This window comes from Agromyces sp. NPDC055661, from assembly GCF_053618135.1.
Genome location: NZ_JBSHHC010000001.1, coordinates 2,585,221 through 2,611,725, shown reverse-complemented (window position 1 = coordinate 2,611,725; position 26,505 = coordinate 2,585,221). Strand labels below are relative to the sequence as shown.

At 73.9% G+C, this 26,505-nt stretch carries 30 protein-coding genes; 16 read left to right on the top strand and 14 right to left on the bottom strand.

From position 1 onward, the window contains the following. Window positions 1-6: 6 nt before the first annotated feature. Window positions 7-363, bottom strand: coding sequence for a group I truncated hemoglobin (locus ACWGO8_RS12055; RefSeq protein ID WP_452043283.1), 357 nt, complete (start codon window positions 361-363; stop codon window positions 7-9). A 110-nt stretch (window positions 364-473) separates the two neighbouring features. On the opposite strand from ACWGO8_RS12055, the gene ACWGO8_RS12050 reads away from it, so the two are divergent. Then, the gene (locus ACWGO8_RS12050) at window positions 474-1,235 is read left to right on the top strand and encodes a spermidine synthase (RefSeq protein WP_452043282.1); all 762 of its coding nucleotides are present in this window, start codon (window positions 474-476) and stop codon (window positions 1,233-1,235) included. A gap of 78 nt (window positions 1,236-1,313) precedes the next feature. Next, window positions 1,314-2,174, top strand: coding sequence for a spermidine synthase (locus ACWGO8_RS12045; protein ID WP_452043281.1), 861 nt, complete (start codon window positions 1,314-1,316; stop codon window positions 2,172-2,174). Window positions 2,175-2,189: 15 nt separating this feature from the next. On the opposite strand, the gene ACWGO8_RS12040 is transcribed toward ACWGO8_RS12045, so the two are convergent. The 4 genes from ACWGO8_RS12040 to ACWGO8_RS12025 form a co-directional block, all read right to left on the bottom strand. Next, window positions 2,190-3,839 carry a glycoside hydrolase family 10 protein gene (locus ACWGO8_RS12040; RefSeq protein ID WP_452043280.1) on the bottom strand — a complete coding sequence of 550 codons (1,650 nt, stop codon included), beginning with the start codon at window positions 3,837-3,839 and terminating at the stop codon, window positions 2,190-2,192. 205 nt (window positions 3,840-4,044) lie between these two features. Beyond that, window positions 4,045-4,905 carry a 5-oxoprolinase subunit C family protein gene (locus ACWGO8_RS12035; protein ID WP_452043279.1) on the bottom strand — a complete coding sequence of 287 codons (861 nt, stop codon included), beginning with the start codon at window positions 4,903-4,905 and terminating at the stop codon, window positions 4,045-4,047. Then, window positions 4,902-5,534 carry a 5-oxoprolinase subunit B family protein gene (locus tag ACWGO8_RS12030; RefSeq protein WP_452043278.1) on the bottom strand — a complete coding sequence of 211 codons (633 nt, stop codon included), beginning with the start codon at window positions 5,532-5,534 and terminating at the stop codon, window positions 4,902-4,904. Before ACWGO8_RS12030 ends, ACWGO8_RS12035 begins: the two co-directional genes overlap by 4 nt. Next, window positions 5,531-6,292, bottom strand: a complete 762-nt coding sequence (locus ACWGO8_RS12025; RefSeq protein ID WP_452043277.1) for a LamB/YcsF family protein — start codon at window positions 6,290-6,292, stop codon at window positions 5,531-5,533. Before ACWGO8_RS12025 ends, ACWGO8_RS12030 begins: the two co-directional genes overlap by 4 nt. 47 nt (window positions 6,293-6,339) lie before the next feature. Here ACWGO8_RS12025 and ACWGO8_RS12020 point away from each other — a divergent pair, with 47 nt between their 5' ends. From ACWGO8_RS12020 to ACWGO8_RS12005, 4 genes are all read left to right on the top strand, one after another. Beyond that, window positions 6,340-7,545, top strand: coding sequence for a PQQ-dependent sugar dehydrogenase (locus ACWGO8_RS12020; RefSeq protein ID WP_452043276.1), 1,206 nt, complete (start codon window positions 6,340-6,342; stop codon window positions 7,543-7,545). A gap of 118 nt (window positions 7,546-7,663) precedes the next feature. Next, window positions 7,664-8,161, top strand: coding sequence for a SprT-like domain-containing protein (locus ACWGO8_RS12015; RefSeq protein ID WP_376953918.1), 498 nt, complete (start codon window positions 7,664-7,666; stop codon window positions 8,159-8,161). Window positions 8,162-8,263: 102 nt separating this feature from the next. Further along, entirely contained in the window at window positions 8,264-8,878 is a 615-nt protein-coding gene (locus ACWGO8_RS12010; RefSeq protein ID WP_452043275.1) for a CGNR zinc finger domain-containing protein, read from the top strand. Between the two features lie 65 nt (window positions 8,879-8,943). Continuing rightward, window positions 8,944-9,651 (top strand): AIM24 family protein, encoded by a 708-nt coding sequence (locus ACWGO8_RS12005; protein WP_452043274.1) that lies wholly within the window; start codon window positions 8,944-8,946, stop codon window positions 9,649-9,651. Window positions 9,652-9,708: 57 nt separating this feature from the next. Here the strand turns inward: ACWGO8_RS12005 and ACWGO8_RS12000 are convergent, their stop codons facing one another. Next, a complete protein-coding gene (locus ACWGO8_RS12000; protein ID WP_452043273.1) occupies window positions 9,709-10,266 on the bottom strand; it encodes a 2-phosphosulfolactate phosphatase in 558 nt (185 codons plus the stop codon). Window positions 10,267-10,743: 477 nt separating this feature from the next. Then, window positions 10,744-12,009, bottom strand: a complete 1,266-nt coding sequence (locus ACWGO8_RS11995; RefSeq protein ID WP_452043272.1) for a hypothetical protein — start codon at window positions 12,007-12,009, stop codon at window positions 10,744-10,746. 100 nt (window positions 12,010-12,109) lie between these two features. Here ACWGO8_RS11995 and ACWGO8_RS11990 point away from each other — a divergent pair, with 100 nt between their 5' ends. The 5 genes from ACWGO8_RS11990 (at window position 12,110) to ACWGO8_RS11970 (ending at window position 16,766) form a co-directional block, all read left to right on the top strand. After that, a complete protein-coding gene (locus ACWGO8_RS11990; RefSeq protein WP_452043271.1) occupies window positions 12,110-12,670 on the top strand; it encodes a hypothetical protein in 561 nt (186 codons plus the stop codon). Next, the gene (locus ACWGO8_RS11985; RefSeq protein ID WP_452043270.1) at window positions 12,667-13,296 is read left to right on the top strand and encodes a DUF1684 domain-containing protein; all 630 of its coding nucleotides are present in this window, start codon (window positions 12,667-12,669) and stop codon (window positions 13,294-13,296) included. The genes ACWGO8_RS11990 and ACWGO8_RS11985 overlap by 4 nt, the downstream gene beginning before the upstream one ends. 277 nt (window positions 13,297-13,573) lie before the next feature. Beyond that, window positions 13,574-15,166 (top strand): DEAD/DEAH box helicase, encoded by a 1,593-nt coding sequence (locus ACWGO8_RS11980; protein WP_452043269.1) that lies wholly within the window; start codon window positions 13,574-13,576, stop codon window positions 15,164-15,166. A gap of 95 nt (window positions 15,167-15,261) precedes the next feature. After that, on the top strand, window positions 15,262-15,765 hold the full coding sequence (locus tag ACWGO8_RS11975) for a GNAT family N-acetyltransferase (RefSeq protein WP_376953906.1): 504 nt from the start codon (window positions 15,262-15,264) through the stop codon (window positions 15,763-15,765). A gap of 44 nt (window positions 15,766-15,809) precedes the next feature. Then, window positions 15,810-16,766: a nucleoside hydrolase gene (locus ACWGO8_RS11970; protein WP_452043268.1), complete on the top strand. Its 957-nt coding sequence runs from the start codon at window positions 15,810-15,812 to the stop codon at window positions 16,764-16,766. A gap of 25 nt (window positions 16,767-16,791) precedes the next feature. Here ACWGO8_RS11970 and ACWGO8_RS11965 read toward each other — a convergent pair whose 3' ends face one another. Beyond that, window positions 16,792-17,373: an NUDIX hydrolase family protein gene (locus tag ACWGO8_RS11965; RefSeq protein WP_376953904.1), complete on the bottom strand. Its 582-nt coding sequence runs from the start codon at window positions 17,371-17,373 to the stop codon at window positions 16,792-16,794. 51 nt (window positions 17,374-17,424) lie between these two features. Here ACWGO8_RS11965 and ACWGO8_RS11960 point away from each other — a divergent pair, with 51 nt between their 5' ends. Then, entirely contained in the window at window positions 17,425-18,066 is a 642-nt protein-coding gene (locus ACWGO8_RS11960) for an alpha/beta hydrolase (protein WP_452043267.1), read from the top strand. A gap of 145 nt (window positions 18,067-18,211) precedes the next feature. Here ACWGO8_RS11960 and ACWGO8_RS11955 read toward each other — a convergent pair whose 3' ends face one another. Next, complete coding sequence (locus tag ACWGO8_RS11955) at window positions 18,212-18,610, bottom strand: DUF5997 family protein (RefSeq protein WP_452043560.1); 399 nt, start codon at window positions 18,608-18,610, stop codon at window positions 18,212-18,214. A gap of 147 nt (window positions 18,611-18,757) precedes the next feature. On the opposite strand from ACWGO8_RS11955, the gene ACWGO8_RS11950 reads away from it, so the two are divergent. Together ACWGO8_RS11950 and ACWGO8_RS11945 are read left to right on the top strand one after the other, a co-directional pair. Beyond that, complete coding sequence (locus tag ACWGO8_RS11950) at window positions 18,758-19,459, top strand: LysR family transcriptional regulator substrate-binding protein (RefSeq protein WP_452043266.1); 702 nt, start codon at window positions 18,758-18,760, stop codon at window positions 19,457-19,459. Then, a complete protein-coding gene (locus ACWGO8_RS11945) occupies window positions 19,456-20,193 on the top strand; it encodes a glutamine amidotransferase (RefSeq protein ID WP_452043265.1) in 738 nt (245 codons plus the stop codon). Before ACWGO8_RS11950 ends, ACWGO8_RS11945 begins: the two co-directional genes overlap by 4 nt. Before the next feature lie 16 nt (window positions 20,194-20,209). Here the strand turns inward: ACWGO8_RS11945 and ACWGO8_RS11940 are convergent, their stop codons facing one another. From ACWGO8_RS11940 to ACWGO8_RS11930, 3 genes are all read right to left on the bottom strand, one after another. Beyond that, entirely contained in the window at window positions 20,210-21,019 is an 810-nt protein-coding gene (locus ACWGO8_RS11940; RefSeq protein ID WP_452043264.1) for a YidC/Oxa1 family membrane protein insertase, read from the bottom strand. Window positions 21,020-21,121: 102 nt separating this feature from the next. Further along, window positions 21,122-21,439 carry a DUF6412 domain-containing protein gene (locus tag ACWGO8_RS11935; protein ID WP_452043263.1) on the bottom strand — a complete coding sequence of 106 codons (318 nt, stop codon included), beginning with the start codon at window positions 21,437-21,439 and terminating at the stop codon, window positions 21,122-21,124. A gap of 87 nt (window positions 21,440-21,526) precedes the next feature. Continuing rightward, entirely contained in the window at window positions 21,527-21,796 is a 270-nt protein-coding gene (locus ACWGO8_RS11930) for a GlsB/YeaQ/YmgE family stress response membrane protein (RefSeq protein ID WP_452043262.1), read from the bottom strand. 97 nt (window positions 21,797-21,893) lie between these two features. Here ACWGO8_RS11930 and ACWGO8_RS11925 point away from each other — a divergent pair, with 97 nt between their 5' ends. After that, window positions 21,894-22,976 carry a DNA polymerase IV gene (locus ACWGO8_RS11925; protein WP_452043261.1) on the top strand — a complete coding sequence of 361 codons (1,083 nt, stop codon included), beginning with the start codon at window positions 21,894-21,896 and terminating at the stop codon, window positions 22,974-22,976. Between the two features lie 46 nt (window positions 22,977-23,022). Further along, window positions 23,023-24,315 carry a hypothetical protein gene (locus ACWGO8_RS11920; protein WP_452043260.1) on the top strand — a complete coding sequence of 431 codons (1,293 nt, stop codon included), beginning with the start codon at window positions 23,023-23,025 and terminating at the stop codon, window positions 24,313-24,315. Between the two features lie 46 nt (window positions 24,316-24,361). On the opposite strand, the gene ACWGO8_RS11915 is transcribed toward ACWGO8_RS11920, so the two are convergent. Further along, entirely contained in the window at window positions 24,362-25,213 is an 852-nt protein-coding gene (locus ACWGO8_RS11915; protein WP_452043259.1) for a helix-turn-helix transcriptional regulator, read from the bottom strand. Between the two features lie 72 nt (window positions 25,214-25,285). Continuing rightward, the gene (locus ACWGO8_RS11910; protein ID WP_452043258.1) at window positions 25,286-26,224 is read right to left on the bottom strand and encodes an SDR family oxidoreductase; all 939 of its coding nucleotides are present in this window, start codon (window positions 26,222-26,224) and stop codon (window positions 25,286-25,288) included. Window positions 26,225-26,505: the final 281 nt, after the last annotated feature.

The following is a 26,505-nucleotide window of genomic DNA, read 5'->3' as shown; positions in this document are numbered from 1 at the left end:
ACCTGCTCAGGCGGTGACGACCTCCGCCCGCGCGCCCTCGAGCCGCTCGCCGACCGCGGTCACCGCCTCCTTCGCCACGCCGAGGTCGGCGAGGCTCGTGAGCAGCGTGGAGACCATGGCGTCGAACGCGGCATCCGTGATCGCGAGGTCGGCGTGCGCCTCGCGCAGGCCCCGGCCCGAGAACACCTGCGGCCCGCCGAACGCGGCCGTGAGGAACGCGCGCTGGTGCGCCTTCAGTCGGTCGAGGTCGATGCCCTCGAACCAGCGGCCGAGCTGCTCGTCGGCGGTGATGCGGTTGTAGAACACCGTGACGGCCGTGCGCACCCCGTCGGGACCCCCGAGCTGCTCGTAGACCTCGGCCATGCCGCCTCCTCGTCGTCGCGTGGTCCCAGTGTCGGGCATTCGCGGCGAGCGCGCATGAGCAACCGTTGCTCACCCGGCACGCGGCCGCCGGATCGTGGCACGATGCAGGCATGGCGCCACCGCGCATCGAGTTCGAGGCCGACGTGTTCTCCCGCACCGGGATGACGCTCCTCGTCGACGGCACGGCGCAGTCGCATGTCGACCCCCACGACCCGACCCGCCTCTTCTTCGAGTACGTGCGCCGGATCGGCCACGTGCTCGACGCGGTGCGTCCGGTGGGCGAGCCGATCCGCGCGCTGCACCTCGGCGGCGGCGCCTTCACGCTCCCCCGCTACGTCGCCGCGACCCGGCCCGGCTCCGAGCAGGTCGTGGTCGAGCACGACGCCGAGCTCGTCGACCTGGTGCTCGGCCGCCTGCCGCTGCCCGCCGACGCCGACATCAGGGTGGTCGTGGCCGATGCCCGCGAGATGCTCTCGCCGCTCGCGGCCGCCCGCCCGTTCGACGCGGTCGTCCTCGACCTCTACACGGGGCTCGACGCTCCCGCCTTCGTCGACGAGCCGGCCTTCATGGGCGGATGCCTCACGCTCCTGTCGCCCGGGGGCCTCCTCGTCGTGAACGTGGCCGACGCCGCCGGGCTCGCCCGCCTGCGCGCGCAGACGCGGGCCCTCGCCCGGGCCGACCCGGGCGCCGCCCTGCTCGTCGCGGGCGACCCGACCACGCTCTCGGGCGCCGAGGAGGGGAACGCGGTGCTCGTGGCCGCGCCCGACGGCCTTCCGACGGGTCTCGTAGACCGCCTCACGCTGGGCGGCCCGTTCCCCGGCGAGGTGCTCACGGAGCACCGGCTCGACGTCGCGCTGTGGGGCGCCTGCTGAGCCGCGCCGCGTCGCGCACGGCACCGAGCGGATGCCGCGACACGGCCGGTCGCGCACGAGGCGGGTAGCGTGGCATCCGTGCCCGACCTCGAACGCCGCCTCGCCGTGAGCGGCCACGTCGCCCGCCTCGAGGAGTCGCGCAGCGTGCCCGGGTCGTGGACCCTCTTCGTCGACGGCACCCCGCAGTCGCACGTCGAGCTCGACCGCCCCGACTGGCTCGGCTTCGAGTACGTGCGGCGCATCGGCCACGCCGCCGACCTCGTGCGGCCCGAGCGCGAGCCGATCACGGCGCTGCACCTCGGCGGCGGGGCGCTCACGCTGCCCCGCTACATCGCGGCCACCCGGCCCGGCTCGCGGCAGCAGGTCGTCGAGCTCGAGAGCGACCTCGTCGAGTTCGTGCGCGAGCACCTGCCGCTCCCCCGCGGCGCCCAGGTGCGCATCCGGCACGGCGACGCGCGCGAGGTGCTGCAGAAGCTGCCGGCCGGCCTCGACGGCGCGGTCGACCTCGCGGTGGTCGACATCTTCTCGGGGGCGCGCACCCCGGCGCACGTGACGAGCGCCGAGTTCTACGGACTCCTCGCACCGCGCCTCGCGCCCGAGGGGATCGTCGCGGTGAACGTCGCCGACGGCGCCGGGCTCGCGTTCGCCCGCTCGCAGGCGGCGACGCTCGCGCACGTGTTCGCGCACGTCGCGATCGCGGCCGACACGTCGATGCTGAAGGGGCGGCGGTTCGGCAACGTGGTCATGTACGCGTCCGACCAGGAGCTGCCCTTCGCGGGCCTGCCCCGACGGCTCGCGAGCGACCCCGCTCCGGCGAAGCTCGTCGACGGCGACGAGCTCCGCCGGTTCATCGCGGGCGCACCGGTGGTGACGGATGCCACGGCGGTGCCGTCACCGCCGCCGGCGCGTTCCGTCTTCCTGTCGAAGCCGGGTCGCTGACGGGAGGTCGGGAGGTCACCCGGCCGTGCGCACCGCGCTCGGGCCGCTCTCGTTCCAGACCCGGTCGAGCGCCGTGACCGCGTAGGCGTACGCGCGACCGGCCTCCGCCGTGACATCGGTCCACCGCTGCACGACGCCCGCCCCCGCGCGCACGGTCGCCACGAGGTTCGTCGCGTCCTCGACGTCGATCGCGTCGACCGCACCGTCGACGCGGTAGACCGCGAACGAGGTGGCACGGCGGGTCGGCGGCGCGGCATCCGACCACTGCAGCTCGACGCCGCCGTCGATGCGCGCGACCCGCGCGAGCACGGGGGTGCGCACGTCCGTCCCCGGCAGCCATTCCATCGCCGGCACGATCGCGGGGTGCGCGTAGTGATCGGCGACGACGTGCGACATCGAGCCCTGCGGGTCCGCGGGCACGTGCTTCGCCGAGAAGTACACGTTGCCGTGCACGGGCGTTCCGGCGGCGTCGATCTCGCGGTCCATCGTGAGGTGGTTCGACAGCTCGGCCGGGTCGGTGAACACGCCCGAGGTGACCTTGTAGAGCGCCTCGCCGATGTAGAGGTGCGTGCCGGATGCCGCGGCGACCTCGGCCCACCACGGCACGAGCTTCGCGTAGTCGGCGACCGCCAGCCCGATCTGCCAGTACACCTGCGGGTTGATGTAGTCGAGCCAGCCCTCGAGCACCCACTTGCGGGTGTCGGCGAACTGCAGGTCGTACGACTGCGAGCCGCCCGTCTCGGAGCCGAGCGGGTCGGTCGCGCGGTTGCGCCAGATGCCGAACGGGCTGATGCCGAACTTCACCCAGGGCTTCAGTGCCTTGATCCGCTCGGAGATCGACCGCACGAACGTGTCGACGTTGTGGCGGCGCCAGTCGGCGACGTCGTCGAAGCCGGCGCCGTGCGCGGCGAAGGTCGCGGCATCCGGGACCACCTGGCCGGCCACCGGGTAGGGATAGAAGTAGTCGTCGAAGTGCACGCCGTCGAGGTCGTAGTGCTCGACCGAGTGCAGGATCGCCCGCTGGATGTGCTCCTGCACCTCGGGCAGGCCCGGGTCGAAGTAGAGCTTGCCGCCGTAGGCCCAGATCCACTCCGGGTGCACGCGCGCGGGGTGCTCGGGCACGAGCTGCGCCGGATCGGCCTGCATCGACACGCGGTACGGGTTGTACCAGGCGTGCAGCTCGAGGTTGCGGGCGTGCGCCTCCTCGACGATGAACGCGAGCGGGTCGTAGCCCGGGTCCTGTCCCTGCACGCCCGTGAGGTACTGCGACCACGGTTCGAGCGGACTCGGCCAGAACGCGTCGGCGGTGGGCCGCACCTGCACGAAGACCGCGTTGAGGCGGAACTGCTCGGCCACGTCGAGCCAGTGCAGGAACTCGGCGCGCTGCGCGTCGGCGCTGAGGCCGGTGCGGCTCGGCCAGTCGATGTTGACGACCGACGAGATCCACATCGCGCGCAGCTCGCGTTTGCGCGGTCCGGCAGCGGCGGCCGCGGTCGTGCCCGCCGTCGTGCCGAAGGCGTTCGCGTGGGCGGGCGCGGGTGCGAGGCCGCCGATCGTGACGGTGAAGGCGGATGCCGCGACGCCCGCGACGGCGAGCGTGAGGAAGCCGCGGCGGCCGACCGCCGCGGTGGGTTCGTCGGCGGGCAGGGGCTGGCGGTGCGTCATCGATCCTCCAGGGTCGGGTCCGGTTTGGAAGATACTTCCATACTTCGTCGCCTATGTGAAGGATTGCTTCCGAGCTGGCTCCACGGCTCCGAGACTCGGTCGCCGCCAGCGGAATCCCGTTGGCGCGGAGGAATCCCGCGATCGGGATTCCAGCGCACCAGCGGGATTCCGCTGCTCAGGCGCGGACCCGCGCCGGGAGTTCGGCTCACCGCGCGTGCCGGAACCGCACCTCCTGCCCCGGACGCACCTGCGCCATCGCGTCGAGCGAGCCCGGGGCGACGATCGCGATGACGGGATAGCCGCCCGTGACCGGGCGGTCGGCGAGCAGGATCGTCGGCCGCCCGTCGCCCGCCACCTGCATCGAGCCCGGCACGGTCGCCTCGCTCGCGAGCTCCCCCGGGCGCAGCCGCTCGAGCGCCGGCCCGGCGAGCCGCACCCCGATGCGGTCGGCCTGCTCCGAGACGCGCCAGGGCCGTTCGAACAGCGCGGCGCGCGCGGCATCCGTGAACCAGTCGGCCCGCGGGCCGGGCAGCAGCGCGAGCGTGACCTCCTGCGGCGGCGGGAACGCGACGTCCTGGTCGATCACGGGCACGGATGCCGCGGGCTCCGCGCCGATCGGGAGCACCTCCCCCGCGACCACGGGCTCGGGACCGATCGCGGCGAGCGTGTCGCGCGAGCGCGACCCGAGCACGGCCGGCACGTCGAGCCCGCCGCGCACGGCCAGCACGTAGCGGATGCCGCGCGCCGCCGTGCCGAGCTCCAGGACCGAGCCGTCGCGCGCCCGCGCCGCCGCGTACGGCGCGACCGGCCGGCCGTCGAGCGCGACCGGACCCCATGCGCCCGTCACCGCGAACCACGCCTCGCCCTCGAACCGGGCGCGGAAGCCACCGACGAGCACCTCCAGCGCCGCCGCGCCGTCGGGGTTGCCCACGAGCCGGTTCGCGAGCGTGAGCGCTCCGCGGTCGAGGGCTCCGGAGGCCGGGACGCCGAGATGGGCGAGCCCCGGGCGGCCGAGGTCCTCCACGAGCGCCGAGGCGCCCGGGTGCTCGACGCGCAGGCGGGTCATGCCGAGCCGACCGCCTCGAAGCGCACGCGGCGACCCGGCGCGAGCAGGGCGGGCTCGTCCGCCTCGGGATCCCAGAGGATCGCGTCGGTGCGGCCGACGAGCCGCCAGCCACCCGGGCTCTGCCGCGGGTACACGCCGCCGAACGCGCCCGCGATCGCCACGGCCCCGGCGGGCACTCGTGGACGGGGCGCCTCGAGCCGGGGCACCTCGAACGGCCAGTCGTCGCTCACGAGGTAGCCGAAGCCCGGGGCGAAGCCGACGAAGGCGACACGCCATTCGGCCGAGGTGTGCGCCCGGACGAGCGCTTCGGCGGAGACGCCCAGGAGCGCGGCCGTGGTCGCGAGGTCCTCGCCGTCGTAGACCACCGGGATGGCGACCGGGTCGGCCGTCGCACCGGCCACCCGCGAGCCCGCCTCGGCGGGGATGCGCCGGACCCACGTCGCCGCGGACTCGAGCGGAAGGCGGGCCGGATCGACCGCGACGAGGATCGTGCGCGCGGCGGGCACGAGCTCGACGACGCCCGGGTGCGGGTCGGCGGCGAGCGCGTCGTGCAGTGCGAGCACCTCCTCGAGCGAGTCGCACTCGACGAGCAGGGCCGCGTCGCCGCTCGGCAGCAGTCGGCGGCTCATGCGAACGCCCGGATCTCGACGCCCGCGCCCTCGAGCGCGTCGCGCACGGCGCGGGCCATGGCCACCGCGCCCGCGGTGTCGCCGTGCAGGCAGAGGGAGTCGGGCGCGAGCTCGACGCGGCTGCCGTCGTCGGCGGTGAGGCCGCCCGTCTCGGCGAGCTCGAGCGCACGGTCGGCCGCGGCCGCCGGGTCGTCGACGACCGCGCCCGGATCGCCGCGGGGCACGAGCGACCCGTCGGCGACGTAACCGCGGTCGATGAACGCCTCGCGGGCGAACCGGAGGCCCGCGGCATCCGCCGCCCGTTCGAGCTCGCTGTCGGGCAGGCCGAGCACGGGCAGGGTGGGATCGTAGTGGGCGACCGCCTCGACGAACGCATGGGCGGCGCGCTCGTCGGCGGAGAGCCGGTGGTAGAGCGCGCCGTGCGCCTTCACGTAGCGCACGCGCGTGCCCGCGCCGCGGGCGACGCCGTCGAGCGCGCCGAGCTGCACGAGGAGCTCCGCGGCGATCTCGGCCGGGCTCGTGTCGAGCGCGCGGCGTCCGAAGCCGACGAGATCGCGGTAGCCGGGGTGGGCGCCGAGGGCGACGCCGTGGCGCACCGCACGACCGGCGCTCTCGGCCATCGTGAGGGCGTCGCCGGCGTGGTACCCGCACGCGACGTTGGCGCTCGAGACGATCGCGAACATCGCCTCGTCGTCGCCGACCCGCCACGCGCCGAAGGATTCGCCGAGGTCGCTGTTGAGGTCGATCCCAGGCGTCATCCTCCCATTCTGCCGAAGCAGCGCGCACACTGGGATGGGGAGGTCGTATGCCGAACGCGGTACGTGCGCGGCGCCGGGGGCGTCGATCCGGTGCCCGAAGCGCCGCGGCCGCGGCATCCGTCGCCCTCGCCTCGGTCGCCGTGCTCGCCGCGTGCGTCGGCGCGCCCGAGCGCAGCCCCCTGCCGTCGACCCCGCCCGGCACGCCCGCCTCGCCGACGGCCACGGCGACGCCGACCCCGAGCGGCCCTCCGCCCGTGCTGCTGCCGAGTGGCGGCGTCGAGGTCGTGGCGCAGGGCCTCCAGGCGCCGTGGTCGATCCTGCGGTTGCCCGACGGCGGCGTGCTCGTGAGCGAGCGCGACACCGCGAACGTGGTCGAGGTGCTCGGCGACGGGTCGCTGCGGGTCGCGGCGAGCGTTCCGGACGTGGTCCCCGGCGGCGAGGGCGGACTCCTCGGGCTCGCGTTCCGCCCGACCGACGGCGACGACCCCGACTACGTCTACGCCTACTTCACCGCGGCATCCGACAACCGCATCGTGCGGATGCCGCTCAGGGGCGAGCCGGGCTCGCTCGGCCTCGGGGCGCCCGAGGACGTGCTCACCGGCATCCCGAAGGCGGGCAACCACGACGGCGGACGCATCAGGTTCGGGCCCGACGGGTTCCTCTACGCGACGGCCGGCGACGCCGGGAACCGAGACACCGCACAGGACCCGGGGTCGCTGTCGGGCAAGATCCTGCGGATGACGCCCGAGGGGCGGCCGGCGCCGGGCAACCCGTTCGACAACTTCACCTGGTCGTTCGGGCACCGCAACCCGCAGGGCATCGCGTGGGACGCGAACGGCGACCTCTGGGCCGCGGAGTTCGGCCAGAACACGTGGGACGAGCTCAACCGCATCGAGCCCGGCGGCAACTACGGCTGGCCGATCGTGGAGGGGCAGGCCGGCGACTCGCGCTTCATCGATCCCGTGCAGCAGTGGTCGACCGCGGACGCCAGCCCGAGCGGGCTCGCGATCGTCGGCGACACGCTCTTCCTCGCCGCACTGCGCGGCGAACGGCTCTGGACCATCGCCCCCGCGACCGCGGGCGGCGCGCTCACCGCGACGCCGTGGTTCGTCGGAGAGCTCGGGCGGCTGCGCGACGTGACGGCGGGGCCCGACGGGGAGCTCTGGTTCATCTCGAACAACACCGACGGCCGCGGCTCGCCCTCTCCAGGCGACGACAAGCTGTTCCGGGTGCGGCTGGCGCCGGCGGGGTAGCGGTCGCCGCAGCCCGCCCCGGAGAACCCGGAAAGCCCGGAATGCCGCGCGATATGCGGCCCCGTTCGGGGGCCAATGCCTCCGTCGCGAGGTCGGTGGGCGGGACTATTCTCATCCCATGGCGGATCTCGAGCGGGTTCGGCGATGGGCGGAGGCCCTGATCGTCCTGCACCTCGATGCCGCGGTGTGGAGCTTCGGCTTCGACAACGCGAAGAAGCGCGCGGGCCTGTGCAACTACACCGCCAAGCACATCTCGGTGTCGCGTTACCTGGCCGCCCGCTACGACGACGACGAGATCCACCAGATCCTGCTGCACGAGGTCGCGCACGCCATGGCCGGGCCGCGCGCCGGGCACGGGCCCAAGTGGGCGACGATCGCGTCCGACCTCGGCTACGTCGGGCGTCGCACGCACGACGGCGAGGTCGCGCACGAGTTGGCGCCATGGGTGGGTCGCTGCCCCGCGGGGCACGAGCATTTCCGCTACCGTGAACCCCAGCGCCCACTGAGCTGCGGTCTGTGCCGTCGCGGATTCGATCGGGCGAACCTCATCGTCTGGCGTCATCGCGAGATCACGCCTGCGGTGCGGCGGCGGGCCGCGAGCGCGGCAGCCGGCTGACCGCCGCGTCGGCCGGGCCGTCGAGCGCATGCCCACCGGCGCATGCGTCCCACCCCCAGCAGCGCGGATGCGGCGTCCGCGACGTCCGAGGATGGTTCCCCCATGCCCGTCTCCACCGTCTCCATCCCCGTCGGACAGTGGTTCACCTCGGCGGAGGGCGTCCGCTGGTGGTTCGACTCGGGATCGTTCGCGCTCGACTTCGCCTACACGGGCGCCATGGGCGGAAATCCGGCCTGGGAGCGGCTGCACGCACCCGACGACCTCACCACGTGGCTCCGCGACCGGTTCCCGGTCGCCGTCGGCACGGCGCGCTCGCGCGACCTGTTCGACGCGATCTCCCTGCGCGACGCCATCGGGCGCATGGCGCAGGCGGCCGCCCGCGGCGACGACGTGCGCTCCCAGGACATCGACCTCGTGAACCTCTACGCCGCGACGCCCGACATCCCGCCCGTGCTCGCCGGCGGCTCGCGCCAGGCGGGCCGGTCGGTGCAGACCGTCGGCCAGGCGCTCTCGACCATCGCCCGCGACGCGGTCGACCTGTTCGGCGACGTGAACGCCGACCGCATCCGCGAGTGCAGCGGCGACTGCGGCATCGTCTACCTCGACACCTCGCGTGCGGCGACCCGTCGCTGGTGCTCGATGCAGCGTTGCGGCAACCGCGCGAAGGTGCGCGCGCACCGCGCCCGCGCCCGGAAGGCGGACCAGGCCGCGGCCTGAGCCGAACCGGCGGCTCTCCTCCGGATGGACCGGCCGCACGTGGCACCCGCTGCTACCGTGCGGCCATGGAGCCCAAGATCGTCGGAACGACCATGCCCATCCTCGAGCTCACCCTCTCGCCCGGCGAGCAGATCGTCGCCGAAGGCGGCGACGTCTCCTGGCTCACCACCGGCTTCCGCATGGACACGTCCACCGCCCACGGCAGCGGCGGACAGGGCGGGTTCATGAGCAGCCTGAAGCGCGTCATCGGCGGCGGCCAGCTGTTCCTCACCGAGTACACGGCCCCCGACGCCGGCGGGTTCGTCGCCTTCGCGGCGCAGCTGCCCGGCACGATCCGGGAGCTGCGCGTCGACCCGTCCGACGAGTTCATGATCCTGTCGGGCTCGTACATGGCGAGCACGCACGGAGTGGTCGTCTCGGTCGGCCTGCAGAAGAAGCTCGGCGCCGGCATCTTCGGCGGCGCCGGCGTGGTGTTCCAGAAGCTCACCGGGAACGGGACCGCATGGGTGCAGCTCGCAGGGGAACTCGTGGAGTACGACCTGCAGGCCGGCCAGTCGCTGCTCATCCACCCGGGACACCTCGCGATGTTCCGCGCCGAGATGCCCCTCGAGTTCGCCACCGTGAAGGGCGTGAAGAACAAGTTCTTCGGCGACTCGCTGATGCTCGCGCAGCTGCACGGGCCGGGGCACGTGTGGCTCCAGTCGATGACGCCCGCGAAGCTGGCGGCCGCGATCGAGCCGTACCTGCCCGATCGGGACGACTCGAACAGCTAGGCGGGCGCTGCCGGCCTGAGCCGAGGAGCAGCTCGACCGGCCAGCCGGGTCAGCCGATCAGCCGACCGTCGGCACCTCATCCGACGCGTCGACGTCCGTCGCGGCGCGGACCTCGGGTCGCCTGCCCTGCGCGACGAGGGCGGCGCCGCTCGCCGACGCACCGATCAGGTGCACGGACGCGTGCCGCAGGCCCTCGAACGCGGCGCACGCCACGGCCGCCTCGGGTGACGTGTGGTCGATGCCGAGGGCGATGAGCGCGTCGACGACGGCGCCTGCGCCGAGCTGGTCCTCGACGGTGAACCGCACGGCCTCGCCCGCGGCGCTGCGGTCCCGCTCGCCCGCGGCCACGATCGCGACCATGAGGCGCTCGCCCCGCTCCTCCTGCAGGTCGAGGATGCGTCGGGCCACCGCGCTGCGGTTGCGCAGCGACCCCTCGAGCACCACCACGCCCCGCCCGGCGAGCGCCGCGGCGATGACCTCGCCGTCGGGCGACGGCAGCACGTCGACCACGACCGCGACGTGGGCGCCGCCCACGATGCGCTCCGCACCGGCGACCCCCCAGTCGAGTCGGACCTGGTACTTCGCCTGCGCGTCGGGCGCGCTCGTCTCGCTCACCGCGACAGGCTACCCCTGCCGACACGACCCCGGATGCCGCGGTGTCCTCGTGACCGGATTCGGTGTCCCGGGCGGACGCGCCGTGCGACGTCGCGACGCGACGGCGTATCGAGGCGGAACACCGAATCGCGTGACATCCGTGGACCGGCGAGGCGGCAGGTCGGCCGGCCGCACCGCGAAGACGGAACCCCGGATGTCACGGCAGGCACGCCGGGCGACGGCCGTGTGCTCGCGGCCCGCCACCGCCCGCCCCCGGAGTCGTGCACGCCGCGACGGCGGAATGGCGCCCGCGACCGTCCGGGCCGCGCGCAACACGGGCGAGCACAACTCCGGATGTCGCCGCGGACACGCAGAGCGACGTGCGCCCGCGGGCGGCGCGTCGCCGCAGGCTTCCGGAGTTGCGCACGGGTCACGCGCGAGATCGCACAGGTGGCCGCTTCGGCCGCAGGTCGATTTCCGCGGGGCTACCCCGCAGGGCTACCGCCCGTCGCCGGACCGGTCCCACGCGGCGAGCGCCTCGGCGTCGTTCGCGCGGGCGGCGGCCCGCCGCGCGGCGTCGAGCGCCGCGACGGGATCGGGTTCCTGGCGCGCGATCACGAGCTGGCGCTCGGCCTCGGCGAGTCGCGTGCGCGCGTCCGCCCCGACGCGGGGCCCGGCGCGGTCGATCGCGGCCCGGGCGACGCGCGCCTGGCTCTCCGCGATCGCGATCGCGCCGCCGAGCGCACCGCGCGCGCCGTCGAGCCTGCCCTGCGCGTTCCGGGCCGCAGCGCGCGCCACCTCGAGGCGGTCACGGGCGGCGGCGATCCGGTCGCGGTCGGCGAAGGGGTCGCCGACGAGATCCGCGCGTGCGGCGAGCACGGCGGATGCCGCGCCGATCGCCGTGCCGAGCGCCTGCTGCGCGTCGGCGTCCTCCTGCGCGTCCCGCTCGCCACGTGCGGCGACGAGGTCGGCATCGAGCGCAGCGGCCCGCGTCGCGGCGTCCTCCTGCGCGGCCGCGAGGTCGAGCTCGACGCCCTCGACGACCGCGAGGTCGCGTCCGGCACGGTCGAGCAGGTCCGCGGCGGTCGCGAGCGTGTCGGCCGCGGGCTCGGTCCCGGCGAGCTGACGCTCGGCCGTGTCGAGCGCCGTCGTCGCACCCGCCAGCGCCGAGGCCGCCCGCACTCCCGCCGCCCGCGCGACGCCGAGCGCCGCGGGCGTGAATCGCGTGCCGAGCCGCTCGAGTCCCGCCTCGGCCTCGGTGCGACGGCGTTCGAGGCGTGCGGCGTCGACGCGCAGGGCGGGCACGTCGTCGCGGGCGCCGCGTTCGGCCCGGCGACGCCCGGCGAGCGCGGCATCCGCCTCGTGCAGCTCTCGGAGCGCGGACTCGCAGAGGTCCGCGATGCGGCTGCTCCAGGTGCGGCGCTCGGCCGCAGTGTGGGGCGCGGCGTCGTCGAGGCGCTGCTGCAGCAGGAACGCCTCGCGGAGCCGCCCGCGCGCCGCCTCGAGCGCCGTGCGCACATCGCGCGCGACGGCGGGCCCGAACTGCGCCTCGGCGAACGCGACCTCCCGATCGGCGTCGCGCACGGCGTTGTCGGCCTCCACGATGAGGCCCTTCGCACGCACCTCGAGGGCGCGTCCGTCGCCGAGCTCCGCGCGCTCGCGTCGCGCGCCGAGCCGGCGGAAGCCCACGACGCCTGCGCCGAGCGCGAGGGCCGCGGCGCCGAACACGACGAGGGAGGGCAACCACCACAGCGCGTCGGGCATGGCCGGAGTCTAGGACGTGCGCCGGAGTCCCGGCCGGGTGGCCGCCGTGAATCCGGCGGGGTTCCTTGGCAGGGGCATCCGCTCGGCCTACTCTCTGGACATGCGGGTGCTCCTCAAACTCACGCTCGACTGCACGCCGGATGCCGCGTGGCGCGCGCTCCGGAGCCCGGCCGTGCTGCGCGAGGTGGTCGCACCCTGGCTCGACTTCTCGTCGCTCGAGCAGGACGGCCTGCCCACCACGTGGCCCGAGGGGCCGCACCGCGTGCGCGCGCTCGCGTTCCGTCGCTTCCCGGCGGGCGAGGAGCTCGTCGACGTCAGCTACCCCGGCGGCCTGCCGACGGGCGTGCGGATGCTGCGCGACGGCGGCGGCGCCCTCACCGGCCCGCTCGCCCTGTTCGACCGGTGGGACCACCGGATGGCGGTCTCCGCGCTGCCCGACGGACGCACCCTGTACCGCGACCAGCTGCGCGCGCGTGCGGGCGCGCTCGACCTGGTCGCCTGGTATCCGACGTGGGCGTTCTGGCAGTGGCGGGGCATGCGGCTCCGCCAGCTCGCCCCGTCGTGGTCGTTCGACCCGCCCGGCACGGCGGATGCCGCGGCCGCCGCGTCCGCCGCCGGGGCATCCGGCGCGGCATCCGTCACCCTGGGCGCCGCCGCGTGAACGCCTCGATCGGGTCGCTGCAGCTCGCGGACTGGCGAAGACGTGTCTTCGGCCTCTACGCGGGCGTGCGCCAGCTGAGCGTGCACGACCCCGCGTCGGGGCACGAGCTCTGGAAGTCGGGACGCGACGAGCTCTTCGCGGGGCATCCGCAGTCGCCGCTGCTGCCCGACGACCGGTCGAACTTCACCGGCCTGCGGATCGCCCGCTACGACCCCGACTGGCGCTTCGAGCTCGAGGTGCACCGGTCGGAGGAGCCCGTGCGCATCGTCGTGGACAGCGCCACCGACGGGAAGATCCCGTTCTCGCTCGTCGGCACGGTGCGCCTGCCCTACCTCGGCTCGCTCGACGTGTGGCGGCTCACGGGCTACGGCGGCGGCCTGTTCCTGCCCGTGAAGGACGGCCTCGCGGGCCTCGCGGGCGGCACCTACGGCGGCGGGCGCTACCTGCTCGACACGGTCAAGGGCGCCGACCTGGGTCCGGGAGCCGGCGACGACACGCTCGTGATCGACTTCAACTTCGCCTACAACCCCTCGTGCGCCTACGACCCGTCGTGGTCGTGCCCGCTCGCGCAGCCGGGCAACACCCTGCGCGACGAGATCCCGGTGGGCGAGCGGATGCCGCGCTGAGCCGCGATCCGGCGGTCGAGCAGCGGCTCACAGGATCCGCGCGGCGGCATCCGCTAGGGTGGACCCCGGCGAGCGCGATGAACGCGCCGCCTGCGTCGTAGAAACGCTTCCGGGCAGGGCCTCGTCGAGAGGGCGCCCGATGACTCTCATACGGCGAACGGATGCGCCGACCGGCGCCTTCGCCACCACCCACCGCCGGGTCCGATCCGCCGCTCCCCGAGCCACTCGAGGCGCTGCCGATGCGACCTGCGGTGCGCTCTGCCCCCGAAAGGCACCAGTGACCGACATCACCTTCAGCACGCTCGGCGTGCCCGCTCCGCTCGTCGCGGCCCTCACCGCCGACGGCAAGACCTCCCCGTTCCCGATCCAGGTCGACACCCTGCCCGACACGCTCGCCGGCCGCGACGTGCTCGGCCGCGGCAAGACCGGCTCGGGCAAGACCCTCGCCTTCGCGCTGCCCATCGCCGCGCGTCTCGGCACCTCCCTCGCCGGCGGCCGCCGCCGTCCCGGCCGTCCGCTCGCCCTCGTGCTCGCGCCGACGCGTGAGCTCGCGACGCAGATCACCGCGACCATCGAGCCGCTCGCCGCAGCGTACGACCTCAAGGCCACCACGATCTTCGGCGGCATCAACCAGAAGCGACAGGTCGACGCGCTCCGCGCCGGCGTCGACATCGTCGTGGCCACCCCAGGTCGCCTCGAGGACCTTATGAAGCAGGGCTTCATCACGCTCGACGCGATCGAGATCACCGTGCTCGACGAGGCCGACCACATGGCCGACCTCGGCTTCCTGCCGGTCGTCACGCGCATCCTCGACAAGACCCCGCAGGGCGGGCAGCGCCTGCTGTTCTCGGCCACCCTCGACAACGGCGTGGACAAGCTGGTCAAGCGCTACCTGCAGAACGAGGTGCTGCACTCGGTCGACGAGGCGAACTCCCCCGTCGCGCAGATGACGCACCACGTCTTCGAGATCGAGGACGTCGACGCGAAGAACGAGCTCGTGCGCACCCTCGCCTCGGGCACCGGTCGCCGCATCCTCTTCATGCGCACCAAGCACCACGCGAAGAAGCTCGCCAAGAAGCTCACCGAGCAGGGCATCCCCTCCGTCGACCTGCACGGCAACCTGTCGCAGCCGCAGCGCGACCGCAACCTCGCCGCGTTCGGCGACGGTTCCGTCAAGGTCCTGGTCGCCACGGACGTCGCGGCGCGCGGCGTGCACGTCGACAACGTCGAGCTCGTGATCCACGTCGACCCGCCCATGGAGCACAAGGCGTACCTGCACCGCTCGGGCCGCACCGCGCGTGCCGGCAGCGAGGGCGACGTCGTGACGATCTGCCTCCCCGGCCAGAAGCAGGACCTCAAGACCCTTCTGCGCAAGGCCGCCATCACCGTGACGCCCGAGCGGGTCACCGCGGAGTCGGCGTCGGTGACGGCGCTCGTCGGCGACGTCGCGCCGTACGTGAAGCCGGCGCCGCGCCCCGCCGCGGGCTCGGGGAACGGCGGCGGCCGCTCGCAGGGCGCGAACGCCCAGCGCAAGCGCACCCGCCGCGACGAGCTCGCGGCCGGCGGCGCCCAGCGTCCGGCCGGCGAGGGTCGTCGCAGCCGCGGCCGCGGTCGCGGTCAGGGCAGCTCGGATGTCGCGCCCGCGACGCCGCGCAAGGACCGCTCCGGCCGCCCGGCGGAGCTGAAGGCGCACGCCCCCAAGCAGGGCGCGGGCCAGGGCCGCGGCGCGCAGGCGACAGGCGGGAGCCGGTCCCTGAGCTCGTCGAAGGGCGGGGCATCCGGTCGCTCGACCGCGAAGCAGCCGCTGCGCATGGGCAGCCTCGTCTCGCCCAACCGAACCCAGCGCACGAACCGCCGCGCGCAGGGCTGAGCCTCCGCACGACCACGAAGGGCGCCGCACTCGCGGCGCCCTTCGCGTGTGACGCTCGATTTCGCGTCCCGCGCGCGCTGGCTTAGCCTTTCGGCATGAGCACCGATGTTGTTGCCGAAGTCGTCGTCCGTCCCATCCGCGATTCCGACGTCGAGGCCCTGGGGCGCGTCCACGCCACCTGCTGGCACGAGACGTACGACCACCTCATCAGCGCGGCCGCATTCGAGAAGCTCTCCCCCCGGCGCATGGCCGAGCTGTGGAACCACTACGCCGAGCGCGGCGAGGAGTACCAACAGTTCGCGGCCCTCGTCGACGGAGAGATCGTCGGCTTCGTCGGCTCGGGCCCGGCCCGCGACGAGGACGCCCCGCGCGATCGCGAGCTCTACTTCATCTACCTGCTCGACGCCTACCACGGCACCGGCATCGGCCAGAAGCTCTTCGACGCCGCCGTCGGCAGCGACCCCTCCTACCTCTGGGTGGCGTCCGACAACCCGCGCGCGCACCGGTTCTACCAGCGCAACGGGTACACGCTCGACGGCGGCGAGCAGGTCGTGCCGTTCCTCGGCGAGGAGATCCACGAGGTGCGCTTCGTCCGCTGAGCACGTGACGGCAGCGGATGCCGCGAGGGCGCTACGGTGATCCGATGAGCGTTCCCGTCATCCTCGATGTCGACACCGGGGTCGACGACGCCCTCGCCATCATGTTCGCGGTGCGGCATCCGGGCCTCGACCTGCTCGGGATCTCGTGCGTGGCCGGGAACGCGCCGCTCCCGCAGGTCGTCGACAACACGCTGCGCGTGCTCGACGCCGTCGGCGCGCCCGACGTGCCGGTGGCCGCGGGTGCTCCCCGACCGCTGATCGAGGCGCCGCGGGAGGCTCGGCACGTGCACGGCGCCGACGGACTCGGCGGCGTCGCGCTGCCGGCGACCGCACGGCAGCCCGAGCCCGTCGCCGCGGTGGCGCTCCTGCGCCGGCTCATCCTCGGGCACGACCGACCCGTGACGCTCGTGGCGCTCGCACCGCAGACGAACCTCGCGCTGCTGCTGCGCACCTACCCCGAGGTCGCCGCGAACCTCGAGCGCATCGTCTTCATGGGCGGATCGGCGAGCGTCGGCAACGCGACCGCGGTGGCGGAGTTCAACGTGTGGCACGACCCCGAGGCCGCGGCCATCGTGCTCGACTCGGGCGTGCCCGCCTACATGTACGGCCTCGACGTGTTCAATCGCGTCGCCGTCGACCACGACACGGCGTGGGCGCTGGAGCACGGCGACGATGCGCTCGGCCGGGCGGTGGGCGCGCTCCTCGGCAACCGCGTCGTGCTCTCCGAGGACGAGCGTGCCGAGTACACCGGCCTCATCGGCGACGCCGGCGCGGTCTGCTCGATCGTCGACCCCCTCGCGCTCCGCACCGAGGTGCGGCCCGTGCGCGTGGAGCTCGCGGGCTACGGGCGCGGACAGACGCTGGTCGACCGGCGAGACTTCTCGGGCGAGGACATGGTGCACGGCCTGGCCGGCGAGTGGACGCGGGTCGAGGTCGCCCTCGACGTCGACGCCGAGCGCATCGCCCGGCTGTTCCTCGACACGCTCGCGCTCACGGCATAGCCCGGCGGCTCAGCCCACCACGGGCTCAGCGCAGCGCGCCGACCGCGGCGAGCGCCTGGCGCAGCAGCACCCCGCGCCCGCCCTCCATCTCGGCCGCGATGCTCTCCGACGCCGCCTCGACGGGCGTCATCCAGGTCACCTCGAGCGCGTCCTGGCGCGGCTCGCACGTGCCCGTCACGGGCACCACGAACGCGAGCGACACGGCGTGCTGCCGCTCGTCGGTGAACGGCGAGAGGCCGGGCAGCGGGAAGTACTCGGCGACGGTGAACGGCACGGGACTGGCGGGCAGGAGCGGGAACGCCATCGGGCCGAGATCCTTCTCGAGGTGGCGGAACAGCGCGTCGCGGATGGTCTCGCCGTACATCACGCGCCCCGAGACGAGCGTGCGGGTCATCTCGCCGACGGCGTTCGCGCGCAGGAGCATGCCGATCTCGGTCACCTGCCCCAACCCGTCGACGCGCACCGGCACCGCCTCGACGTAGAGCAGCGGGAGCCGCCCGCGCACCTCGGCGAGCTCGAGGTCGCTCAGCCAGCCCGGATTCGCGGGCGGGCGAACCACGGGCTCGTCGCCGGGGTTCCAGTCCGGGTCGGGTGTGCGCACGCTCATGCCTCGATTCTGCCTCACGGACGGCCCGACGGCCCGGGGTACGATGCCCTGATGCGGATCGACGACGAGGCGGTGCTCTGGTCGGCATCGCCGTCCGACCGGGCCGAGCGCCCGCTCCTGGTGCTGCTGCACGGCTTCAACTCCCACGAGGGCGACCTGTTCGGGCTCGCCCCGTACCTGCCGCTCGCGCCCGCGATCGCGTCGCTGCGGGCGCCGATCGACGCCGGCTACGGGTACGCGTGGTTCCCCCTGCTCGCGCAGGGCGAGGAGCAGGCGCTCGAGAGCGCCGACCAGGCGACGACCGCGATCATCGACTGGCTCGACCGGGTCGCGCCCGACACGACGTCGGTCGGCCTCCTCGGCTTCTCGCAAGGCGGCGCGATGGCGCTCGAGCTGCTCCGCCGCGCACCCGACCGGTTCGCGTTCGCCGTCAGCCTCGCGGGCTTCGCGCTCCCGGGCGTGCGCGGGGGCGACGAGCGGATGTCGCAGCTCGCGCCGCCCGTGTTCTGGGGTCGCGGCACCGACGACGGGGTCATCCCCGCGGCATCCGTCGCCCGCACCCAGGCGTGGCTGCCGTCGCACGCCGAGCTCGACGCCCGCATCTACGAGGGCCTCGGCCACTCCGTCTCCGAGCGCGAGCTCGCCGACGTGACCGCGTTCCTGCGCGCGCAGTACGCGACCGCCGAGGGTTGAGGACCGCCGCAGGCGCGTTTCGAACCCCGCCTGCGACGAAATGCAGGAAGATCCCGAGTCCTCGCAGCGTGTCGGCGAACTCGCCACGGCGTGTCGCCCGATTCTTCCTGCGGAAGGATCGGGGACGGATGAGTCCGCGGCTCGGCTAGACGCCCGAGCCGCCCCCGCCGCCGCCGGACTCGGCGCGCTTCGCGGCCCGGTCGGCATCGCGGTCGGCGACGCGGCGCTTCTCGGCGCGCACGGCCGCCTGCGTCGCCCGCTCCTGCACGAGCCACTGCGGCGGCGCGGCGAGGAGGTCCTTGATCTCGGCGGTCGTGAGGGGCTCGGTGACCCCGCCGCGGGCGAGTCCCGAGTTCGAGACCCCGAGCTTCGCGGCCACGACACCACGCGGGTGCGGGCCCTCGCGGCGGAGCACCTGCAGCCACTCGGGCGGATCCGTCTGCAGCGTGCTCAGCTCGTCCCGCGTCACGACGCCCTCGCGGAAGTCCGCGGGGGCGGCCTCGAGGAGGATGCCGAGCTTCTTGGCGGCGGTCTCGGGTTTCATCGACTGGGACTGGCTCACCCTGACACCGTAGCCCCGTTCCGCGGCATCCGCCCGTCGGTCGACGTGTGACGCCGGGCGGCGGCCGCACGCGCCCGACTGGCTAGGCTGTGGACAGGCTGGACGGGTCGGACATCGGACGGGGGCGCTGTGACGCTGAGGCTCCGCTACGTCGCCGGGGTGAGCCCCGCGAAGTGGCTGCGCGCCTGGGCTGAGCGCCGTCCCGACCTGCCGCTCGAGGCGGTGCGCGTCGAGCAGCCCGAGCAGCTCGCCGAGGTCCTCGCCGGCGACGCCGACCTCGCCTTCGTGCGCCTGCCCGTCGACGCCGAGGGCCTGCACCGCATCCCGCTCTGGGAGGAGGTCGCCGTCGCGGTGCTCCCGAAGGATCACCCGCTCGCCGACGCCGCGGAGCTCACGCTCGCCGACCTCGAGCACGAGCCCGCCGCGCCCGTGCAGCCCGACCCCGCGATGACCGTCGAGCTGGTCGCCGCGGGCACGGGCTACGCGATCCTCCCCCACAGCCTCGCCCGCCTGCACCACCGTCGCGACGTCGCAGCAGTGCCGGTGACGGATGCCGCGCCGACGCGCATCGCGCTCGTCTGGCGCGTCGAGCGCGACGACGCCGACATCCAGGAGTTCGTCGGGGTCGTGCGCGGCCGCACGACGCGGAGCTCGCGCGGCGAGTCCGACGACGACGCGACCGGCTCGGTAGCGGGCGGGCCGAAGAAGACCGCCGCCACCCCGCCGAAGGGCGGCGCCGGCACGGCCGCGTCCCGGGGCCGGGGCACGGGGCGCGCGGCATCCGCCCGCTCGGGCCGCACCGCCCGGAAACGGGGCGGTCGCGGGCGATGAAGCCGTTCCTGTTCCTCGCCGCGCGGCCCGAGGCGGACGCGGTCGGGCCCGAGTACGAGTCGATGCGCGTCGCGATGGGCCTCGAGCCCGATCGCCTCGAGCACCTGCGCCTCGACCGGGAGCCGCTCGGCGAGCCGCCACTCGACCGCGTCGCAGGGGTCGTCGTGGGCGGCAGCTCGTACAACGTGATCACGCCCCAGCGCGAGAAGTCCGCGACGCAGCGACGCGTCGAGGACGACCTCGCGCGCCTCGCGGAGGCGGCCCTCGCCCGCGACTTCCCCGTGCTGTTCACCTGCTACGGCATCGGCGTGCTCACGCGCGTGCTCGGCGGCACGCTCGGCACCAGCTATGCCGAGCCCGCCGACGCCATCGAGCTGACGCTCACGCCCGAGGGCGTCGCCGACCCGCTCGTGGGCGTGCTGCCCGAGCGGTTCCACGCCTTCGCCGGCCACAAGGAGGCCGCCGACGACCTGCCGCCCGACGCGGTGCTCCTCGCCTCGTCGGCCCGATGCCCCGTGCAGGTCTACCGCGTCGGCCGCCGCGTCTACGCGACGCAGTTCCACCCCGAGGTCTCGGCCGAGGACTTCATCGCCCGCGCCGTCGTCTACCGGCACCACGGGTACTTCCCGGCCGACGAGCTCGACGCGTTCAACGCGCGCGTCGCCGCGGCATCCGTCACCGAACCGCGACGGATGCTGCGGCGCTTCGTCGAGCTCGCCGACGCCGAGGGCTGAGCCGCCCGCTGGTCCGTCAGGCCGGTAGCGACTGCAGCGGATACGCCCGGCGCAGCACGACCCGCTGGCCGAGCGTCCACACGACCGTGACGAGCAGGTACAGCGCGGCCGCGAGCGGCACGAACATCGCGATCACGGCGGTGATGAACTGCAGGAGTCCGAGCGCGCGCTGCATGCCGGCCGATGCGAGCAGCGCGGACGGGTCGGGCGCCGTGGTGCCGGGCGACGAGCCGGCCGACGGGGACGCCGTCGTCGCGGCATCCGGCAGCTGCGGGCGGAAGACGCGCCGGGTCGCCTCGCCGACGAGCGCGATGGCGACGACGACCGAGGCGTACACCGCGAGCGCTCCGGGCGTGAGCGTGCCCGCGGCGACCTCGCCCGCCAGGCTCGACCCGAGCGGCACGCCGAACAGGGTGTGGTCGAGCAGCGTATTCGGGTGGCCGGCGATGGTGGGCAGGATGAAGAGCGCGTAGATGACGCCCACGATCGGCGCCTGCACGAGCATCGGCAGGCAGCCCGCGAAGGGCGAGGCACCCTCGTCGGAGTAGAGCGCCATCGTCTCGCGCTGGAGGCGTTCGGGGTTGCTGCCGTGCTTCCTGCGCAGCTCGGCGAGCTTCGGCGCGAGCCGCGCGCGGGTGCGCTCGGCCTTCGCCTGGGAGACGCCGACGGGGACGAGCGCGGCGCGCACGAGGAGCGTGACGAGCACGATCGCGGCGGCGGCGCTCGAGACGCCGACGAGCGGCTGGAGCAGGTCGGCGAGGCCCATGAGCAGGGCGTGGGCGCCGTCGAGCACGGCGGCGATGGGCGGGAAGGCGTAGAGGTCCATGGGGTGTTCCAAACGGTCGGAGGGATGCGGGATCCGTCTGGCCGCGGAACAGCGGGGTCGACCGTGCACCCTGCCGGGCAGGGTCGTCGATGGTCGGTGCGGTTACGCGGCCGGGATGCCGCGTCCGGGCGCCCTCGGGCGCGGGCGCCCCGCCGCGTCGGGGTCGCTCTGCGCGAGCAGCGTGCCGGGATCGGCCGTCTGCCGCAGCCGCGTGGCGGCCCCGCTGGGATCGGCCGCGACGAGCGCGGGCACCGAACTCCACGCCGCGGCGACGAGGACCACCGCGGCCGCGCCGAGCACGCCGAGCAGGATCACCGTGACCTGCGGGTTCGAAGCGATGGCGATGTCGAGCGAGGCCTGCACCTGGCGCAGCAGCATGACGAACAGCTCCACCTCGGCCTCCCTCGCGTCTCGGCTCACGCTAGCACCCGCGACTCGAACGCCCCCCTGACACGATCGAGCGGATGACGCGAGGTCGCGTCATCCGCTCGGATCGTGGTCGCCCGCTCAGGTGGTGCGAGTGCGGTTGCGCGTGATGAGCCCCCAGATCAGCAGCACGATGATCGAGCCGCCGATGGCGAGGAGCCACGTGCCCAGGTCCCAGAACTCCGTCAGCGGTCGGCCGAGGATCAGGCTGCCGAGCCAGCCGCCGAGCAGTGCGCCGACGACGCCGAGCAGCAGCGTGATGAACCAGCCCCCGCCCTGCTTGCCGGGCAGGATCAGCTTGGCGATCGCGCCGGCGATGAGGCCGAGGACGAGAAAGGCGAGGAAACTCATATGCGCTCCTTCGATTGGGGTGAACATAATCTGCACCCTCCGAGGACTCGAGGGCAAGAGGTTGCGCGAACGGCCCGGATGGCGCTATCTGGACTGGATGGGGGATCACGAGCGCCCGTGGGTGCTGCACGTCGACCTCGACCAGTTCATCGCGGCGGTCGAGGTGCTGCGGCGCCCCGAGCTCGCGGGCAAGCCGGTGATCGTGGGCGGCCGCGGCGACCCCACCGAACGGGCCGTCGTCTCGACCGCCTCCTACGAGGCGCGCGAGTTCGGCGTCGGCTCGGGGATGCCGCTGCGCCTCGCCGCGCGGAAGGCGCCAGATGCCGTGATCCTGCCCGTCGACGCGGAGCACTACCTCGCGGCATCCGAGGCCGTGATGGCCACGCTGCGCGCGCAGCCTGGAGCGACCGTGCAGGTGCTCGGCTGGGACGAGGCGTTCGTCGGCGTCGAGACCGACGACCCCGAGGCGTACGCGCGACGGCTGCAGCGGGACGTGCTCGAGCGCACGCACCTGCACTGCACCGTGGGCATCGGCGACACGCTCGTGCGCGCCAAGGTGGCGACGGGCTTCGGCAAGCCGCGCGGCGTGTTCCGGCTCACGGTCGAGAACTGGCTCGAGGTCATGGGCGACCGGCCGACGATCGACCTGTGGGGCGTCGGCTCGCGCATCTCGGGGCGGCTCGCGAAGCTCGGGATCAGCACCGTGGCGGAGCTCGCCGCGGCGCGGCCGGCGCCCATGATCGAGGAGTTCGGGCCGCGCATGGGTCCGTGGTACGCGCTGCTCGGACGCGGCGAGGGCGCGCGGGAGGTCGACGACACGCCCTGGGTCGCCCGCGGGCACAGCCGGGAGACCACGTACCAGCAGGACCTCGCCGACCCCGCCGAGGTGGAGGCCGCGCTGCGCGAGCTCGCGGCACGGGTGCTCGACGACGTCGCGGCCGAGGGACGGCCGGTCGTCGGCCTCACCCTCAAGGTGCGCTACGCGCCGTTCATCACGAAGACCTACCAGCGTCGCGTCCCGTCGTCGTCCGATCGCGAGGACGTGCTCAGCCGCGTGCTGCAGCTGGCCGCCGACCGGATCGAGCCGGGCCGCCCGATCCGGCTGCTCGGGCTGCGCGCCGAGATGGCCATGCCCGAGGACGCCCGCGAGGGGCACACGCCGACGCGCGGCGGGTGGTGAGCGTGGTGTCGGCCGGCGTGCGTCCCGCCACCGGTACCGTGGTGCCGTGGTGAGCGCGCCAACCACTCGGCGGAACTTCGTCGCCGCGGCCACGGAGAGCGTGAGCTTCGCGGTGGCGAACCAGCTCACCGCGGTGGCCGTGGTGCTCCCGTTCATCTGCGTCGCATTCGGTGGAAGCGCCTTCGCCGCCGCGCTGATCTTCCCCACCTACACGGCGGCCAACCTGCTCGGGGTCATCCTCGCGCCGCGCGTGCTCGGGCTGCGATCCGTCTCGAGGTCGCTCGCGCTGATCCTCATCCTGATCGCAACCGTGTTCGCGATCACCGGAATCGCGATCTCCGTCGTCGACGAGGTGTGGCTGAACACGCTCTGGATCGTCGCCGCCGTGCTCGGCGTGCTCGCGGGCGTGGCGTCGATCGCCGTGGTGGAGGTCATGTCCTCCTCGCTCGCACCGTCGCAGAAGTCGGCCATCAGCGTCGTGCAGAGCACCGGCGGCTCCATCCTCACACTGGCGATCACGGTCGTCATGGGCGTGCTCTTCCTCGACCCGAAGGGCAAGGACGCCCACGTGACGCTGCTGTGGATCGGCGTCACCGCGATGGTCATCGCCTCCCTCGCGCTGCTGCCGATCCGCCCGACGGCATCCGGTCCGGCCGTCCGCCGCCGGCCGGTCGGCATCCTCACGGCGCTGCGCGCGCGACCCGACCGGAAGTACCCCTGGGTCCGGGAGTTCCTGATCACGCAGATCCTGTTCCTCTCGATCTCACTGGGAACGAGCTTCTACAGCGTGCACAGCGCGACCCTGCACGGGCAGGAATCGGAGGCCCTGCACCAGATCGTGGCGCTCACCGCAGTCGGGAGCCTCCTCTTCACGGCGCTCTGGACCCTGAGCCGCCACCGGGCGTCGATCCGGGGCCTCCTGCTGACGGCCGCAGCGCTGGGCGTCACTGCAGGCCTCATCGCGCTCATCGCGGACTACGGCGGTGCCAGGGCCCTTCCGATCCTCAGCGGCGTCGTCATCACCCTCGCCGCGGCCGGCGGGGCGGCGACCTCGAGCACGCGGTCGACGTGGCTCTACCTCAACCTCGGACACGACGACGACATCGAGGTGGTCGTGTTCTGCCAGGTCGTGCTGGGCATCACCGCCACGGGGGTCGGGCTCGTGTTCGGCACGCTCGCCCACCTGAATTCGGTTGCGCCGACCTGGGGCCTGCTCCTCCTGTCGGGCTATGCGCTCTTCCATGCCCGCAGGGCACCCGGTGAGCGCATCTCGGAGACCAAGGCCGGCCACCTGCTCGACCATCATCACGGGCACCACTGGGGCGGCTTCCACTGGTGAGGCGGGCCATGCGGCATCCGGCGATCGGGCCGGCGCCCTGCTCACGTCACGACTCGGCCTCCATCGCCATCCGTTGGGTGCCGATGACGGCGAGCAGTCGCAGCCGGTCGTAGCTGTCGGTGCCCGGCTGGGCGGTGAGGACGAGCAGGGTCTGCCCTTGGTCGGGATCGACGAGCACCTGGCACGCGAGGTCGAGGATGCCAACCTCGGGATGCTGCAGGCGCTTCTCGAGCATGTGCGTGTTGCGCACCTCGTGCGCCTCCCAGAGCGCGGCGAACTCCGGGCTGCCGACGAGCAGCGCGTCGACCATCCGCGCGGCCCTCGAGCCGGGGCCCTGCTTGGCGTACACGGCGCGGATGTCCGCGGTGAACGCACGGGAGTGCATGGGGTGGTCGTCTACGGGGTAGACGTCGCGAGCCGGCGGGTACATGAACCAGCGGTATCCGACGCTCCGCAGGGCGCCCTCGTACGCCGTCTCGTCACCGAACAGCGCTCGGGCCACGGGAGTCTGGGCCAGGGTCTCGCCGAGCTCGGTCATCACCTGCGCGGGCGTGTCCGCGAGCCGGTCGAGGATGCGGAGCATGCCCGGCGAGACGTGGTCGGTGCGCTGCGCGCGTGCGGGCGCGGTGTGGCCGGCGAGGCGGAACAGGTGGTCGCGCTCATCGAGGGTCAGGCGCAGGCCGCGCGCGATCGCCGCGATCATCTGCTCGGACGGCTGCGGACCCCGCTGCTGCTCGAGCCGGCTGTAGTAGTCGACGGACATGTCGCACAGCGCGGCCACCTCCTCGCGGCGCAGGCCCGCGGTGCGTCGGCGGGGTCCCCGGCTCAGCCCGACGTCCTCGGGCTGCAGGGCCTCCCGTCGGCGACGGAGGAAGTCGGCCAGTTGCGCTCGGTCCATACGGCCAGTCTTCGTGCTCGTCGGCGGGGGAACAAGGGATCGGCGCTCCCCCTCACCTCAGGCGGCCTCGGGTCAGGCGACGAGATCCACGCCGACGAGCCGCTCCGAGAGGTCCCAGATCCTCCGGGCATCCGCGGCGTTCTCGAGGCGCGAGTAGAGCCGCTGCTCGGCGGGAACGCCGCGCAGGTGCTGGAACCCGCTCGGCCCGTAGAGGCGGCCGCCCGCGGCATCCGGGCTCGTCGCCGCGTACACCGCCGTCAGCGCGGCCGACTCGGGCGTGCCGAAGAGGATGCCGCGACGGGACAGCGCGCGGATGAACCGCACCGCGGTCGTGTCCTGCGGCCGACCCAGCTGCGGTTGCGCGGCGAGCAGGTTCGTGGGCGTCACCCCGGGGTGCGACAGGTTGCTCCGGATGCCCCACCCCTCGTCCGCGCTTCGACGGTCGAGCTCGATGGCGAACAGCCCGAGTGCGATCTTGGACGAGCTGTACGCCTTCATCGGGTCGTATCCCGACGCCCAGGACACGTCGTTCCAATTGACGGAGCCCTGGTCGGCGGCGACGCTCACCTGGGTCGTCACGTGCGCTCGCCCGGCCTGCAGCAGCGGGAGCAGGTGCGCGGTCAGGGCGACGTGGCCGAGGTGGTTCGTGGCGAACTGCAGCTCGAAGCCGTCCACGGAGAGCTGCCGGGTCGGCGGATTCATGACGCCCGCGTTGTTGATGAGGATGCCGACGGGTCGGCCGTCGGTGAGCAGCCCGTCCGCGAACGATGCGACGGATGCGAGCGAGGCGAGGTCCAGCTCGTGCACCTCGAGCTGCGCATTCGGCGCCTGCGCACGGATGCGCTCGGCCGCGGCCTGCCCCTTCACCGTGTTCCGCACCGGCATCAGCAGTTCTGCGCCGGCACGGGCGAGCCGCGCGGCGATCTGCAGGCCGATGCCGTCGCTGGCGCCCGTGACGACCGCCCGCCGTCCGGTGAGGTCGGGGACCTGGATGTCGATGGTCTTCGCCATGGGACGCCTCCTCGGGCTGTCGGCGCGAACCGCGTGATCCGCGTGTTCCCATGCTCGGAGGTTTCGCGTCCGACGTTCAGGGCTCGGTCACCCGCGGATCGCCGATCCCTCCCTCGAACGAGGAATCGGCGCCGCGCGGCACCCGTGTCCGCGACGCGGGCACACTCGCTCGAGCGAACGGAACGCTGCCGACTTCACCGGGAGGTAACCACCGGGCCCTACGGTGAGGCATCCTTCTCATGCGACCTGTCGCGACCTGTCGCGACCCGTCTCGACCTGTC